This is a genomic window from uncultured Thiohalocapsa sp., assembly GCF_913063425.1.
Classification (GTDB): domain Bacteria; phylum Pseudomonadota; class Gammaproteobacteria; order Chromatiales; family Chromatiaceae; genus Thiohalocapsa.
Genome location: NZ_CAJXYK010000046.1, coordinates 21586 through 35889 on the forward strand (window position 1 = coordinate 21586; position 14304 = coordinate 35889).

The following is a 14304-nucleotide window of genomic DNA, read 5'->3' on the forward strand; positions in this document are numbered from 1 at the left end:
GTTCTGGGGGCCGCATCGGGTTGCAACAGTTTGCCGTTTCATCAAAATTCGATATGCCGTCACCGAAATTGTGCTGCCCGAGCAGTTGGTCGTCGACCGTTGCGTGAATTCAATATACCGTCCCCGTAATTATGGGCAGTGCGGGTCAGGTCCCGCAGAAGGTCTGGTGCACCACCTCGTGCTCCCGCGGCGGCCGGCGGTACTCGGTCTGCGCGGGATGGTCTTCGTAGGGGCGCGAGACGACCGCGAGGAGCTGCTCCAGCGGGGCCAGGTCACCGCGCTCGGTGGCGGCGTCGATGACCTCCTGGACGCGGTGGTTGCGCGGGATGTAGGCGGGGCTCAGGGCGCGCATGCGGGCCTGGCGCTCGGCATCGGGCTCGGGCTGGCGGGCCAGGCGCTCGCGCCACTGCACCGCCCAGGCGTCGAAGGCGGCGGGGTCCGTGAAGCCGGCGCGCACGGGCTCCAGGCTGGACGGGTCATCCGGGCGGGCGTCGGCGAGCAGCCGGAAGGTGTTGGTGAAGTCCGCGCGGTGCTGGGCCATGCGCCCGAGCAGGTCGGTCACCAGCTCGTCGTCCGCGCCGGCGTCTGTGCCGTCGTCCATGAGGCCGATCTTGGCGCGCAGACCGCCGTAGTAGGCGGGCTCGAAGGCCTTGCCGTAGGCGTCCAGGGCTGATCTGGCCTTGGTCTTGGCCGCTTCGGTGTCCTCGTCGAGCAGGGGCAGCAGGCAGTTGGCGAGCTGGGTGAGGTTCCAGAGCCCAATGCTCGGCTGCTGGCCGTAGGCATAACGGCCGAAGTGGTCGATGGAGCTGTAGACCTGGTTGGGGTCGTAGGCGTCCATGAAGGCGCAGGGGCCGTAGTCGATGGTCTCGCCGGAGAGCGCCATGTTGTCGGTGTTCATGACGCCGTGAATGAAGCCCACCAGCAGCCAGCGGGCGATGAGCTCCCCCTGGCGGGTGGCGACGGCGGCGAGGAGGTCTGCATAGGGCGCGTCGCTGTCGGCCAGCTCCGGATAATGGCGCTGGATCAGGTAGTCGGCCAGCGTGCGGACGGCGTCGCGGTCGCCGCGGCGGGCGAAGTATTCGAAGGTGCCGACCCGGATGTGGCTCGCCGCGACGCGGGTGAGGATGGCGCCGGGCTCCGGGCGCTCGCGGAATACGGCCTCGCCGGTGGCCACCATGCCGAGCGCCCGCGTGGTGGGGATGCCGAGTCCGTGCATGGCCTCGCCCAGGATGTACTCCCGCAGCACGGGGCCGAGCGCGGCACGGCCGTCGCCGGAGCGGGAGAAGGGCGTGCGCCCGGCGCCCTTGAGCTGTATGTCCCGGCGCTGACCGCGGCGGTCGATGACCTCGCCGAGCAGAATGGCCCGCCCGTCCCCCAGGCTCGGCACGAAGTTGCCGAACTGGTGCCCGGCGTAGGCCATGGCGATGGGCTTCGCCGTCGCCGGCAGGCGGTTGCCGGCGAGCATCGCGACACCGTCAGCGCCGGCGAGCCAGTCCGCGTCCAGGCCCAGCTCTGCGATAAGCGCTTGGTTGAGCCGCAGCAGGTAGGGCTCCGGCACCGGCGTCGGCGGGATCTCCGCATAGAACTGCTCGGGCAGCTCGGCGTAACTGTGCGCGAAGGGGGGTAGGGTTGTGTCGGTGGTGGCTTTGGGGGCGGTTTGGGCTGAGGCGGTCATGCGGTGTCCTGCGGGGCTTGCGGGCCATTCCCGAGCGTGATGCTGGGTATTTATCGGCAAAGTGCGGACACCTTGACCGCGGCACAACGCGCTTGGCGCTGCGTCAGGCGATCAGGCGCCGGCGGCGCCGGCACGCCGCCATGCAGCCGTCAGCTTCTCTGCGCCTCTGCGCCTCTGCGCGCGATCTCTTCTTCTTGTGTCGTCTGCGCGACATGGCACCCTCTGATGCACACGATGCGCAAGCCGCACCCTGGCGACCGCCACGACCCGCCACGACAGGGTGGCCGAGGCCTTTTGGACCTGCGCTGCGGAGACCGACGGGCGCCCGGTGCGGAGGACCTGCCCGCTGTCGCCGGGGCTGCGGGTCGCCGGGTGCGCCTGGAGATGCCGACGCGATGACGGGGACTCACGCCCCAGGGCCGGAGCTTTGCGTCGCCCGCAACGGTGTTTTCCCGCCGCCGCCCATCCCGTTGCGGCCCTGCGCCCGCACCTCTGCGGCAGCCGAGAACAAACAACCGGAGGCCGACATGCTCACCATCCGCCACGCCCAAGACCGCGGCCACGCCGACCACGGCTGGCTCGACACCTGGCACACCTTCTCGTTCTCCAGCTACTACGACCCGGCGCACATGGGCATCTCGAACCTGCGCGTCATCAACGACGACCGCATCGCGCCCGGCGGCGGCTTCCCGACCCATGGGCATCAGGACATGGAGATCGTCACCTACGTGCTGGACGGCGCCCTGGAGCACAAGGACAGCATGGGCAACGGCTCGGTGATCCGCCCGGGCGAGGTGCAGTACATGGCCGCCGGCACCGGTGTGCGCCACAGCGAGTACAACGCCTCGCGGACAGAGCCCGCGCATCTGCTGCAGATCTGGCTGCTGCCGAACCGCACTGGCGTGGCGCCGCGCTATGCGCAGGAGACCTTCCCAGCAGTGGCGAAGCGCAACCGCCTGGCGCTGCTGGTCTCGCCGGACGGCCGGGACGGCTCCATCGCGACGCATCAGGACGCGCTGCTCTACGGCAGTCTGCCGGATGAGGGTGCGCTGGTGACTCACCAGCTCGCGCAGCACCGCCAGGGCTATGTGCACGTCGCCCGCGGTACGGTGCGGGTCAACGGCACCGAGCTCGGCCCAGGTGACGGCGCGCATGTCGGCGCCGGGGAGCAGGTCACTCTCGAGGGCGTGACTGCGGGCGAGGTGCTGCTCTTCGACTTGCCCTGAGGCGCGGAATGCGCAAGCCTGCACGCACCCGGGGGCGCCCTGGGGGCGCCGACTTCCAGTCGGCGACGCCTGCGGTGAGCGCTTCGGTTGGCCCCGGCCAGGCCAGTGTGGATGTGGTTGTGCAGGCTTGGTGGTGTGAGCGCCGATGCGGTTTGATGCGGGCTTGGGTGTGCCGGGTGAAACTCGGCGCCCCCAGGTGGGCCGAGTGAAACTCGGCGCCCCCAGGTGTGCCGAGTGAAACTCGGCGCCCCCAGGTGGGCCGGGTGAAACTCGGCGCTCCCAGGCGGGCCGGGTGAAACTCGGCGCTCCCAGGCGGGCCGGGTGAAGCTCGGCGCTTCCAGGCGGGCCGAGTGAAACTCGGCGCCCCCAGGGCTCGACCTGAGCCGCCTGACGCGCTCTCGCGGCCATCACCAGAGCAAAGCTGATGCACGACGATATGCAAAACGCATCCGCACCCGGCTTGTGCCGGCAAACGGCTTCGCCGGTGGCCGGCAGGCCGCAGGGTTTGAGCACAGGCACCTCCGGCGCGCACCGCCGCCATGGCCTGCCGGCCTTGCTGGCGGTGCTGCTGGTGCTGGGTCCAGCCGGCCCTGTGCCCGCCCAGCCGGAGCTGCCGGGATCAGCGGCGACGGATGAACCGGCGGTGACCCTGCCGGCGGACGCGCCGCGGGCACCCGTCGCCGATGCCCATCTCCATTACAAATGGAACCAGGCGGAGGTGACCTCGCCGGAGGAGGCCGTGCAGGCGCTGAAGGACAACGCGGTGCGCCTCGCCGTCATCACCGGCACGCCGGCGGAGCGGGCGCTGGAGCTTCAGGCGCTGGCGCCGGACATCGTCATGCCCATCTATGGCGTCTACCGGCGCGGCGGCGACTGGTACGGCTGGCAGGGTCGCGACGACCTGGTGGCGGAGGTGCGCGCGGCCCTGGCCACCGGGCGCTGGCACGGCATCGGCGAGCTGCACCTCATCGGTGGCTTCGCGGCGCGCTGGAACCGCAGCGATGTGCTGAAGGGGCTGCTGGACGCCGCCGCCGAGTACGACGTGCCGGTGCTGGTGCATACGGAGTTCTCCCGCGCCGAGCCGACGCTCTCCATCTGCAAGGGGCGGCCGGAGAACCGCCTGGTGCTGGCCCACGCCGGCGCCGCGCTGCCGCCGGACGAGGTGGAGCGGGTACTGTCAGCCTGCCCCAACGTCTGGATGGACCTGTCCGCCCGCGACCCCTGGCGCTTCCTCAGATTCCCCATCAGCGGCGAGGACGGCCGCCTGCTGCCGGCCTGGGAGCAGCTGGTGCTGCGCTGGCCGGAGCGCTTCGTTATCGGCTCCGACGCCGTCTGGCCGGTGGACCGCCTCGATGCCTGGGACCGGGCCGACACCGGCTGGGAGCACATCGGCGACTTCCTGGACTTCCACCGGCACTGGGCGTCCTTCCTGCCCGAGGACGTGCAGCGCAAGGTGCTGCTGGAGAATGCGCTCGGACTCTATCGTAGGGCGGCGCCGGAGCCGGCCCCGGCTGCCGCTGCGCCCTGACCATCCGGACTGGGGCGCGGCGGGCCGTCAGCTCCGCCAGCCCTCCGGGCGCGGGCAGTAGCGGTCGGGGATGAGCATGGTAGGGCTGCGCTGGCTTTCGTCCGGCTGCGGGAAATCCAGTGTGTAGTGCAGGCCGCGGCTCTCGCAGCGACGCTGGGCGGACTGCACAATCAGGTCGGCCACCTCCACCAGGTTGCGCAGCTCCAGCAGATCCGTGTCCACGCGGAAGTCGCTGTAGTTCTCGATGATCTCCTGGCGCAGCAGGTCGATGCGCCGCTTGGCGCGCATGAGCCGCTTGTTGGTGCGCACGATGCCGACGTAGTCCCACATGAAGCGCCTCAGCTCCTCCCAGTTGTGGGAGATGACGACCTCCTCGTCCGGCTCCGTCACCCGGCTCGCATCCCAGGGCGGTGCCGGGGGCGGCTCGGGCCAGCCCTCCGCGAGGGTCTCGATGTCCTGTGCCGCCAGCTCCCCGAAGACCAGGCATTCCAGCAGCGAGTTGCTGGCCATGCGGTTGGCGCCGTGCAGCCCGGTGTAGGCGGCCTCGCCGATGACGTAGAGGCCGGGCCGATCGGCGCGGGCATGGGCGTCCGTGACGATGCCGCCGCAGGTGTAGTGGGCCGCCGGCACCACCGGGATGGGCTCGGTGGTCATGTCGATGCCGAGCTCCAGGCAGCGGGCGTGGATGGTCGGGAAGTGCTCGCGGATGAATTCGGGCTCGCGATGGGAGATGTCCAGCAGCACGTATTTGCTGCCGATGCGCTTCATCTCGTGGTCGATGGCGCGGGCGACGATGTCGCGCGGGGCCAGCTCGGCGCGCTCGTCGAAGCGCGGCATGAAGCGGTCGCCGTTCGGCAGCAGCAGCCGCGCCCCCTCGCCGCGCAGGGCCTCGGTGACCAGGAAGGACTTGGCCTTGGGATGGTACAGACAGGTCGGGTGGAACTGGATGAACTCCATGTTCGCGGCCCGGCAGCCGGCGCGCCAGGCCATGGCGATGCCGTCGCCGGTCGCCACGTCCGGGTTGCTGGTATAGAGATACGCCTTGCTCGCACCGCCGGTGGCGATGACGACGAAGCGCGCAAGGAAGGTCTCCACCTCGCCGCTGGCGCTGTTGAGGCAATAGGCGCCGATGCAGCGGTGCTCGTCGGCGCCGACCCGCAGCGCATCGATGAGGTCGATGGCGGTGTAGTGCTCGAACAGCTCCACGTTGTCTGCGGCGCGTGTGCGGCTCTCCAGGGTGTCCTCCACGGCGCGGCCGGTGGCATCTGCGGCATGCACCACGCGACGGTGCGAGTGGCCGCCCTCGCGGGTCAGGTGATAGCCCTCGGCGTTGCGGTACTGCGCGTCGCGGGTGAACTGCACGCCCTCGTCCAGCAGCCAGCGGATATTCTGCGGTCCGTGCTCCACCACCAGGCGCACGGTGGCCTCGTCGCACAGGCCGGCCCCCGCGTTCAGCGTGTCCCGTACGTGTGACTCGACGGAATCCGCGGCGTCCAGCACCGCGGAGATGCCGCCCTGGGCGTACAGCGTGTTGCCTTCGCGCAGCTCGCGCTTGGACAGCACGGCGATGCGCAGCCCGGTGTGCAGGCGCAGCGCGAGGCTGAGGCCTGCGGCACCGCTGCCGATGATCAGCACGTCGTGGCGATGGGGCGTCGTCATGGGCGGGGTCCGGTGGAGAAGGAACAGCGATGATCGCACGTGCCGCGGCACGAGCAGCCGCATCCGGCGGATGCAGCCGCAGGTCGGAACTGCGGCCGGCCGACAGAAGGGGACACTGCTGCTCCGCAACGAAACCGTCAAGCAGCAGATGGCGACGCCACAAGGCTTGCGGAGGCGGTGCCCGCCCGTCGCAGCCGCCAGAGGATAGACAAAGTATGGACAGAAAAAAGAAAAAGTTGGACAAAGGCGGACATCCGCAGGCTGTCCCATTTTGTTACAGGGGTTTGCCCGCATGTCTGCTGGCAGTCGAAGGAGGCTGGCATTGTCCATAGGTGGTGCGGGAGTCCGACCACCACGCCCGCCCCGATTGCGCTGCGTCAGCCGGAGCGCGACGCGGAGCGAACTTAAACGCACTGGTGAGTGTCAATGGCAACGTGCAACAGGCGCAGCTCGGTCTGCCGCTCAGGCGATGCGCAGTTCTGCGACGGCCGCTCGTGCGAGGCGGAGGGGCGCCATGAGTGAGCGCGAGGCGGATCAGGCCCTGGTGGAGCGGGCGCAGCGCGGCGACAGCCGCGCGTTCGACCTGCTCGTGCTCAAGTACCAACAGCGCGTGGCGGCCTTGATCGGCCGCTACCTGCGCGACAGCAGCGAGGTCATGGACGTGACCCAGGAGGCCTTCCTCAAGGCCTACCGCGCGCTGCCGGGCTTTCGCGGGGAGAGCGCGTTCTACACCTGGATCTATCGCATCGCCATCAATACGGTAAAGAACTACATGGTCGCCCAGGGGCGTCGCCCGCCGGGTGATGACGTGGAGGCCGAGGTGGCGGAGCAGATGGACATGGGCGGGCGTCTGCGCGAGCAGGCAACACCGGAGCGCGAGCTGTTGACGGACGAGATCGCCGACAACGTGCAGGCGGCCCTGGAAGGGCTCCCCGAGGACCTGCGCACGGCTATCGTCCTGCGTGAGCTGGAGGGGATGAGCTACGAGGAGATCGCAACGGCCATGTCCTGCCCCATCGGCACCGTGCGCTCGCGCATTTTTCGCGCACGGGAGGCCATCGACAAGCGGCTGCGGCCCCTGTTGATGAGCTGATAGATGAGCTGAGGGTCAGGCGAGCCCGGGGCGGCGCGGGCGAGGACGCGGACTTGTTGAACGGTGCGGGTCGTATGCCTGGTGCCCCGGTGCGGCGACCACCGCCGGAGCCCTGCGGATTGCCCGGGCGAGTGGGTCGGCCGGCCGGCGAGCGTATCGCGGGTTGAAGCACCGGCAGGCGCCGGCATGATGAAGCGTCGGCCAGGCCGGCGACAACCGAGAACCATCTATGTGTTTTCCGGGGGTTCCCTTATGAGCACGGAGCAACAGCGGCAGCGCGTCTCCGCGTTGATGGACGGCGAGGCCGGCCGGTTCGAGGCCCATGCCGCAGTGAACGACCTGACGCGCTCGCCGGATCTGGCAGAGCGCTGGGAGCGTTGGCACCTGATCGGTCGGGCTTTGCGTGGTGAGCCCTGCGGGCTCGCGGCCCGCGCCATCGCAAGTCGCGTGCGAACGCAGGCGGCAGCTGCTGATGGCGGCGCCCACCAGGTCCGGGTACAGCCGCCCGCTTGGCTGCGGCGTCCGCTTGTGGGTGCCGTCGCCGCCGGCGTGGCCGTGCTCGGGCTGGCCGTGGTGCTCACCGGCCCGTTTCAACCCAAGGAGACGCCGGCGCCGCGGCTTGCCACGGCAGCACATGCGGCGCCGCGCTGGCAGCAGCCGGACCCCGCCGTGCGTGCCCGCCTCGATCGGCTGCTGGTGAACCACCAGGAGCAGTCCCCTGGCATCGGCCGCTCGGGCGTCGCCGCCTACGCCGCGGTCATCGGCTACGAGCGCCTGCCTTGATGCCACTGCTGCCGCCGCTTTTACGCCGTCCGGTGACATCCGCTGTGCGCGCTCCCACGCAACTGTGCCGGCGGCGCCGGGCCCGCACGCTGCCGTGGCTGCGCCGCCTCCGGCAGCTGCCGGTTTGGGCGCTGCTGGTCTCGCCGCTGCTGCTGTGGGCCGGCCCGGCGTCCGCTCTGGATGATGCCCGGGCGCTGCTCGAGCGCATGAGTCAGGCCCTCGTGCAGGTGCAGTTCGACGGCACCCTGGTCTATCTGCACGGCCAGGACCTCGCCGCCCTGCGGGTCAGCCACCGCATCAACAACGGCACCCCAGGCGAGAGCCTGTTGTCGCTGACCGGACCGGTGCGGGCGCTGTCCAGACATGCAGAAGGCGTCACCTGCATGCTGCCGGACGCGGCGCCGCTCAGCGTCAGCAAGGGACATGGACACAGCGCGCTGCTGCCCACCCTGCCGCTCGACTTCTCCAAGCTCTCCAGACACTACCGCATTGTGCACATGGGCCGTTTCCGCATCGCCGGCCGCGAAACGGAGGTCGTCGGCGTGCGTGCCAGAGACGGCTATCGCTACGGCTACCGCTTCTACGTCGATGCGGCCTCCGGGCTGCCGCTCAAGATTGATCTGCTGGACACCGACGGGCGCCCGGTGCAGCAGACCATGTTCACCGACATCGACATCGAGCCCGGTCCGGTTGCCGAGACGGCGCAGGCGGCATCGCAACAGGCCGGCGCAGTCAAGTCCGCCGCGCTGAGCCGGTCGGCCTCCGGCGCTCAGGCGACCGAAGCGACGGGCCCTGCGCCGGCCCGGACGGAGCCCGCCGCCGCCTCGCTGAGGCTCCCGCCCGGCTTCGACATCGTGTCACGCAAGGTCCTGAGCCGGGACGACGGTGGCCGCATCGAGCAATGGGTGGCGAGCGACGGCCTCGCGTCCTTTTCCGTCTACATCGAGCCGCCCATGGACGGCGCCTTGCAGGGGCCGTCGCAGCTGGGGGCGGTGAGCGCTGTGGGCGGCTTGGTGGGCGACCAGCAGGTGACCGTGGTGGGCGAGGTGCCGCTGGCCACCGCGCACAGGGTGCTGGAGCAGATGGAGCGCCGGGGCAGCCCCTGAGCGTCCGGCGCCGCAGCGCGGTCCGCCGGCTCACACCCGCCACCCTCACACGCGACGGCGTTGCACGGTCGCCTGCCCGGGGCCTATGCTGGCGGCCATGAGACAGCACCGCAGGTCACTGCCGTGATCGAAGAGCAAGGCACCGTCGTCGACACCAGCGCAGGCGCGGCTGTCGTCCAGGCCACGCGCCGCAGCAGCTGCGGCAGCTGCGGCGCCGCCGCCGGCTGCGGCACCTCGCTGCTGGACCGCTTCCTCGGCCGCCGGCCGCTCCTGCTGGAGGTGGACAACAGCCTCGATGTGGCCATTGGCGACCGCGTCATCGTCGGCGTGCCGGAGGCGTCCATGCTGCGCGCTGCGGCTGCCGCCTACCTGGGGCCGTTGGCGGGGCTGATCCTGGGTGCCGTCAGCGGCCGGCATGCGCCCCTCGGGTGGCTGCTGCCGGGCGCGGCCGCCGGGTCCGAGTGGCTGAGTCTGCTGGGCGGCGGCCTCGGCTTCGTCATCGCCCTGCTGCTGGTGGCGCGCTACAGCCGCTCCCTGGCCCGGGACCCGCGGTTTCGCCCGGTGCTGCTGCGCCGGGAGGCACCGGTCGCTGTGACCCTGACCTGGGGCTGAGGGCTCCTGGGGCTGAGGGCTCCTGGGGGGGGCCGACGGCACCGTCCACCGCCGCCGGGCAGCCGCTGCTCGCGGCACGTTCGCCGGCGTCCAGTCGCGACCTGCCTCCCGCTCTCGGCCGGGCGCTCGGGACAGACGCGCCGCAGCCGCTGCGCGTCGTGCTGCATCCCGACGGCGCCGCGCTCTGTTATCTTTGTACGGTTGATCCGGCAGAGCCGCAGCGGTGACATCCATCGCGCAGCCAACCCCGCGCGAGCTGGGCCTGCATTCGCGGCGGCAGGCCGGTGTCAGCATTCATCCTAAGGGACGACCTTCAACGCCTCGATGCCCACTGCAATCCGCCTTCTGTTGTGTCTGCTGGTCCTGCTGTCGGCGGCGGCGCAGGCTCTGGCCACGGCCGAGTCCGGGGTGCCCGCCGCCGTGCGCTTCGGCTTGCCGGATTTCACGGTGCTGGTGGAGCGCTACGGGCCTGCGGTGGTGAACATCAGCACCAAGCAGAGCGCCCTCTACGGGCCGCAGGACTTCGGCGAGGAAGAGGGTCTCGGCGAGGACAGTCCCCTGTACGATTTCTTCCGCCGCTTCTTCGGCGAAGAGGGGCCGCTGCCGGACGAAGGCGAGAACGGCCGCTCGCTCGGCTCCGGCTTTATTCTGTCGCCGGACGGCTACGTGCTCACCAACTCCCACGTCATCGAGGCCGCCGACGAGATCATTGTGCGCACCAGCGACCGGCGCGAGTTCGTGGCCAATGTCGTCGGCGCCGACGAGCGCTCGGACATGGCGCTGCTCAAGGTAGACGGCACGGACCTGCCGGCGGTGCAGATCGGCACCGCCGCGGACCTGAAGGTGGGCGAGTGGGTGCTCGCCATCGGCTCGCCCTTCGGCTTCGAGCACTCGGCCACCGCCGGCATCGTCAGTGCCAAGGGCCGCTCGCTGCCCACCGAGGACTATGTGCCGTTCATTCAGACCGATGTCGCCATCAATCCCGGCAACTCGGGTGGGCCGCTGTTCAACCTCGACGGCGAGGTGGTGGGTGTCAACTCCCAGATCTACAGCCGCACCGGCGGCTTCATGGGGCTGTCCTTCGCCATCCCCATCGACGTCGCCATGGACGTGGTGGCGCAGCTCAAGGAGAAGGGCCGGGTGAGCCGCGGCTGGCTCGGGGTGCTGATCCAGGACGTGACCCGCGAGCTCGCTGCCACCTTCGGCCTGCGTCATCCGCGCGGCGCACTGGTGGCGCAGGTGCTGCCGGACAGCCCGGCGGCGGCCGCAGGCCTGCAGGCCGGCGACATCGTGCTCGCCTTCAACGGCAAGGAGGTGGCCACCTCCAGCAACCTGCCGCCGCTGGTGGGCGCTGCCAAGGTGGGCACCGAGGCCATGCTGACGGTGCTGCGCAACGGCGAGACCATCGAGCTGCCCGTGATGCTCTCCGAGCTGCCGGAAGAAGAAGCCTTCGCCGTCGCCCCGGGCCAGGTGGAGCAGGCGGCTGCCGACCGCCTGGGCCTGGTGGTGGAAGACCTGAGCGCCGAGGAGCGCGAGCGCATGGGCCTCACGGACCGCGGCGTCATCGTCGAGAGCGTGGAAAGCGGCCCGGCGCAGCAGGGCGGCATCCGTGCCGGTGACATCATCATCAGCTTCGACAACGAGCCGGTGCCGGACACCAGGCGCTTCCGCCAGCTGCTGGATGCCGTGGAGCCGGGGGCATCCATCGCCGTGCTGGTGCAGCGCGGCGATGGGCGCATGTTCTACCCCATCCGTATCCCCACGGAGTAATACGGGCCGCAACGCCCGTGCCGCGGCGCCCTTTCTGCGCGCGGCGCCAACCAGGACCAAGCCCCAGATGCCGGACCAGAAACACATCCGCAACTTCTCCATCATCGCGCACATCGACCACGGCAAGTCGACGCTGGCGGACCGCTTCATCCAGCATTGCGGCAGCCTCACCGACCGCGAGATGTCCAACCAGGTACTGGACTCCATGGATCTCGAGCGCGAGCGCGGCATCACCATCAAGGCGCAGAGCGTGACCCTCGACTATCCGGCGCTGAACGGCGAGGTGTACGAGCTGAACTTCATCGACACGCCGGGCCACGTGGACTTCTCCTACGAGGTCTCGCGCTCGCTCGCCGCCTGCGAAGGGGCGCTGCTGGTGGTGGACGCAGCCCAGGGCGTGGAGGCCCAGAGCGTGGCCAACTGCTACACCGCCATCGACCTCGGGCTCGAGGTGCTGCCGGTGCTGAACAAGATCGACCTGCCCTCGGCGGAGCCGGAGCGGGTGATCCGGGAGATCGAGGAGATCATCGGCCTGGAGGCCGAAACCGCACTGCGGGTGAGCGCGAAGACGGGGCTCGGCATCCCGGAGCTGCTGGAGCGGCTGGTGGAGCACGTGCCACCGCCCGCGGGCGACGCCGATGCGCCGCTGCAGGCGTTGATCGTCGACTCCTGGTTTGACTCCTACGTGGGCGTGGTGTCGCTGGTGCGGGTGGTGAACGGCACGCTGAACAAGAAGGACCGGATCAAGGTCATGTCCACAGAGCGCGTGTACCAGGCGGACCGCGTCGGCGTGTTCACGCCGAAGAAGACCGACCGGCCGGGGCTGGGCGTCGGCGAAGTGGGCTTTCTCATCGCCGGTATCAAAGACATCGACGGCGCCCCGGTGGGCGACACCATCACCAGCGCCGACCGCCCGGCGGCAGCGCGGCTGCCAGGGTTCCGACAGATCCAGCCGCGGGTGTTCGCCGGGCTCTATCCCGTGTCCTCCGACGACTATGAGGACCTGCGCGATGCGCTCGGCAAGATCCGGCTGAACGACTCGTCGCTGTTCTATGAGCCGGAGACTTCCCAGGCGCTGGGCTTCGGCTTCCGCTGCGGCTTCCTCGGCATGCTGCACATGGAGATCCTGCAGGAGCGCCTGGAGCGCGAGTACGACCTCGACCTAATTACCACGGCGCCCACCGTGGTCTACGAGGTACTCAAGCACGACGGCGAGACCCTGCATGTGGACAATCCGGCCAACCTGCCGGAGACGAGCGCCATCGACGAGATCCGCGAGCCCATCATCGAGGCCCATATTCTGGTGCCGCAGGACCTGCTGGGCGGGGTCATGGGCCTGTGCATCGAAAAGCGCGGGGTGCAGAAGCAGCTCCAGTACCTGGGCGGGCAGGTGCAGGCCGCCTTCGAGCTGCCGCTGAACGAAGTGGTGCTGGACTTCTTCGATCGGCTCAAGTCCGTGAGCCGCGGCTACGCGTCCTTCGAGTACGAGCTGAAGCGCTTCCAGGCGGCGGATCTGGTGAAGTTGGATATTCTCATCAACGGCGAGCGCGTGGATGCCCTGTCGCTCATCGTCCACCGCAGCAACGCCATGTTCCGCGGCCGCGAGCTCACCGAGCGCATGAAGGAGCTGATCCCGCGGCAGATGTACGAGGTGGCCATTCAGGCCGCCATCGGCAGCAAGATCATCGCCCGCACCACCGTCAAGGCCCTGCGCAAGAACGTCACCGCCAAGTGCTACGGCGGTGACGTCACCCGCAAGCGCAAGCTGCTGGAGAAGCAGAAGGCCGGCAAGAAGCGCATGAAGCAGGTGGGTCGGGTGGAGATCCCGCAGGAGGCATTCCTTGCCGTCTTGCAGGCGGGGAAGGATAATTAGGGGTTTTGTAAGCGGAAGCCACTCCGCGAGGCAGCATGAGCTTCGACTTCCCGACCTTCCTCGTCGCCGCGACGGCGCTCACCGGCGGCATCTGGCTGGTGGACGCCCTGGTGTTCGCACCGCGCCGCCGTCGGCTTGCCGCCGAAGCGGCGGCGGCCGGCGGCAGTGCGGACACGGCGGCGACCGGTGCCGGCGGCGCACAGGCCAGGGCCGAGCGGCGCTGGCGCGAGCCCGTGATCGTGGAATACGCCCGGTCGTTCTTCCCGGTCATCCTGGCGGTGCTGCTGCTGCGCTCTTTCCTGGTGGAGCCCTTCCGCATCCCCTCCGGCTCCATGATGCCCACCCTGCTGGTGGGGGACTTCATTCTGGTGAACAAGTTCGCCTACGGGCTGCGCTGGCCGGTGCTGAACAGCAAGTTCCTGGCGCTGGGTGAGCCCGAGCGCGGCGACGTGGTGGTGTTCCGCTTTCCCCGGGATGAATCCATCGACTACATCAAGCGCGTGGTGGGCGTGCCCGGCGACCAGGTCTACTATCGCAACAAGCGGCTGTACGTGAACGGCGAGCCTGCGGAGCAGGTGCCGCTGCCGCCCTATGTCGGCGAGGGCTCAGGCCAGGGCCACACAGGTGCGCTGCGCGCCGTGGAGAACCTCGACGGCATGGAGCACAAGATCCTCATCAACCCCCGCGCCCGCGACCTGCCGCCCGGCTGTACCGTGCTCGCGGACGGACCCGTGACCGTGCCGGAGGACGCCTACTTCGTCATGGGCGACAATCGCGACAACAGCAACGACAGCCGTTGCTGGGGCTTCGTGCCCGAGGGCAACCTGGTGGGCAAGGCGTTCGCCATCTGGATGCACTGGGACGGCCGCCGCGACGGGCTGCCCATCGCCTTCGGCCGACTCGGCGACGTGATCCACTGAAGCCCGTGGCGCCCATGTCCCCTGCGCGCACCACCTCCTCGCGCACGTTGCGGCCCCGT

11 protein-coding genes are annotated in these 14304 nt (G+C 69.7%); 9 read left to right on the forward strand and 2 right to left on the reverse strand.

Going from position 1 to position 14304, the window contains the following annotated elements; translation table 11 throughout:
- Positions 1–145 precede the first annotated feature (145 nt).
- Positions 146–1675 (reverse strand): YdiU family protein, encoded by a 1530-nt coding sequence (locus tag QZ607_RS20280; protein ID WP_295886382.1) that lies wholly within the window; start codon positions 1673–1675, stop codon positions 146–148.
- A gap of 527 nt (positions 1676–2202) precedes the next feature.
- Between QZ607_RS20280 and QZ607_RS20285 the strand changes: the two genes are divergently transcribed.
- Positions 2203–2901, forward strand: coding sequence for a pirin family protein (locus QZ607_RS20285; RefSeq protein ID WP_295886384.1), 699 nt, complete (start codon positions 2203–2205; stop codon positions 2899–2901).
- 505 nt (positions 2902–3406) lie between these two features.
- Positions 3407–4429: an amidohydrolase family protein gene (locus QZ607_RS20290; protein ID WP_295886386.1), complete on the forward strand. Its 1023-nt coding sequence runs from the start codon at positions 3407–3409 to the stop codon at positions 4427–4429.
- 27 nt (positions 4430–4456) lie between these two features.
- On the opposite strand, the gene nadB is transcribed toward QZ607_RS20290, so the two are convergent.
- Positions 4457–6088: an L-aspartate oxidase gene (nadB, locus tag QZ607_RS20295; protein WP_295886388.1), complete on the reverse strand. Its 1632-nt coding sequence runs from the start codon at positions 6086–6088 to the stop codon at positions 4457–4459.
- 514 nt (positions 6089–6602) lie between these two features.
- On the opposite strand from nadB, the gene rpoE reads away from it, so the two are divergent.
- The 7 genes from rpoE (at position 6603) to lepB (ending at position 14245) form a co-directional block, all read left to right on the forward strand.
- Entirely contained in the window at positions 6603–7181 is a 579-nt protein-coding gene (gene rpoE, locus QZ607_RS20300) for an RNA polymerase sigma factor RpoE (protein ID WP_295886390.1), read from the forward strand.
- 252 nt (positions 7182–7433) lie between these two features.
- Positions 7434–7964: a sigma-E factor negative regulatory protein gene (locus QZ607_RS20305; protein WP_295886392.1), complete on the forward strand. Its 531-nt coding sequence runs from the start codon at positions 7434–7436 to the stop codon at positions 7962–7964.
- 44 nt (positions 7965–8008) lie between these two features.
- The gene (locus QZ607_RS20310) at positions 8009–9070 is read left to right on the forward strand and encodes a MucB/RseB C-terminal domain-containing protein (protein ID WP_295886393.1); all 1062 of its coding nucleotides are present in this window, start codon (positions 8009–8011) and stop codon (positions 9068–9070) included.
- A 123-nt stretch (positions 9071–9193) separates the two neighbouring features.
- On the forward strand, positions 9194–9682 hold the full coding sequence (locus QZ607_RS20315) for a SoxR reducing system RseC family protein (protein ID WP_295886395.1): 489 nt from the start codon (positions 9194–9196) through the stop codon (positions 9680–9682).
- Between the two features lie 324 nt (positions 9683–10006).
- The gene (locus tag QZ607_RS20320; protein WP_295886397.1) at positions 10007–11452 is read left to right on the forward strand and encodes a DegQ family serine endoprotease; all 1446 of its coding nucleotides are present in this window, start codon (positions 10007–10009) and stop codon (positions 11450–11452) included.
- A gap of 67 nt (positions 11453–11519) precedes the next feature.
- Positions 11520–13325 carry a translation elongation factor 4 gene (gene lepA, locus QZ607_RS20325; protein WP_295886399.1) on the forward strand — a complete coding sequence of 602 codons (1806 nt, stop codon included), beginning with the start codon at positions 11520–11522 and terminating at the stop codon, positions 13323–13325.
- A gap of 35 nt (positions 13326–13360) precedes the next feature.
- Positions 13361–14245: a signal peptidase I gene (lepB, locus tag QZ607_RS20330; RefSeq protein WP_295886401.1), complete on the forward strand. Its 885-nt coding sequence runs from the start codon at positions 13361–13363 to the stop codon at positions 14243–14245.
- Positions 14246–14304: the final 59 nt, after the last annotated feature.

Bases quoted from the DNA above. Each gene is read 5' to 3' on its own strand.
- QZ607_RS20320 (WP_295886397.1), top strand. From the start codon at position 10,007: ATGCCCACTGCAATCCGCCTTCTGTTGTGTCTGCTGGTCCTGCTGTCG.
- lepB (WP_295886401.1), top strand. From the start codon at position 13,361: ATGAGCTTCGACTTCCCGACCTTCCTCGTCGCCGCGACGGCGCTCACC.
- QZ607_RS20280 (WP_295886382.1), bottom strand. From the start codon at position 1,675: ATGACCGCCTCAGCCCAAACCGCCCCCAAAGCCACCACCGACACAACC.
- lepA (WP_295886399.1), top strand. From the start codon at position 11,520: ATGCCGGACCAGAAACACATCCGCAACTTCTCCATCATCGCGCACATC.
- nadB (WP_295886388.1), bottom strand. From the start codon at position 6,088: ATGACGACGCCCCATCGCCACGACGTGCTGATCATCGGCAGCGGTGCC.
- QZ607_RS20305 (WP_295886392.1), top strand. From the start codon at position 7,434: ATGAGCACGGAGCAACAGCGGCAGCGCGTCTCCGCGTTGATGGACGGC.
- QZ607_RS20285 (WP_295886384.1), top strand. From the start codon at position 2,203: ATGCTCACCATCCGCCACGCCCAAGACCGCGGCCACGCCGACCACGGC.
- rpoE (WP_295886390.1), top strand. From the start codon at position 6,603: ATGAGTGAGCGCGAGGCGGATCAGGCCCTGGTGGAGCGGGCGCAGCGC.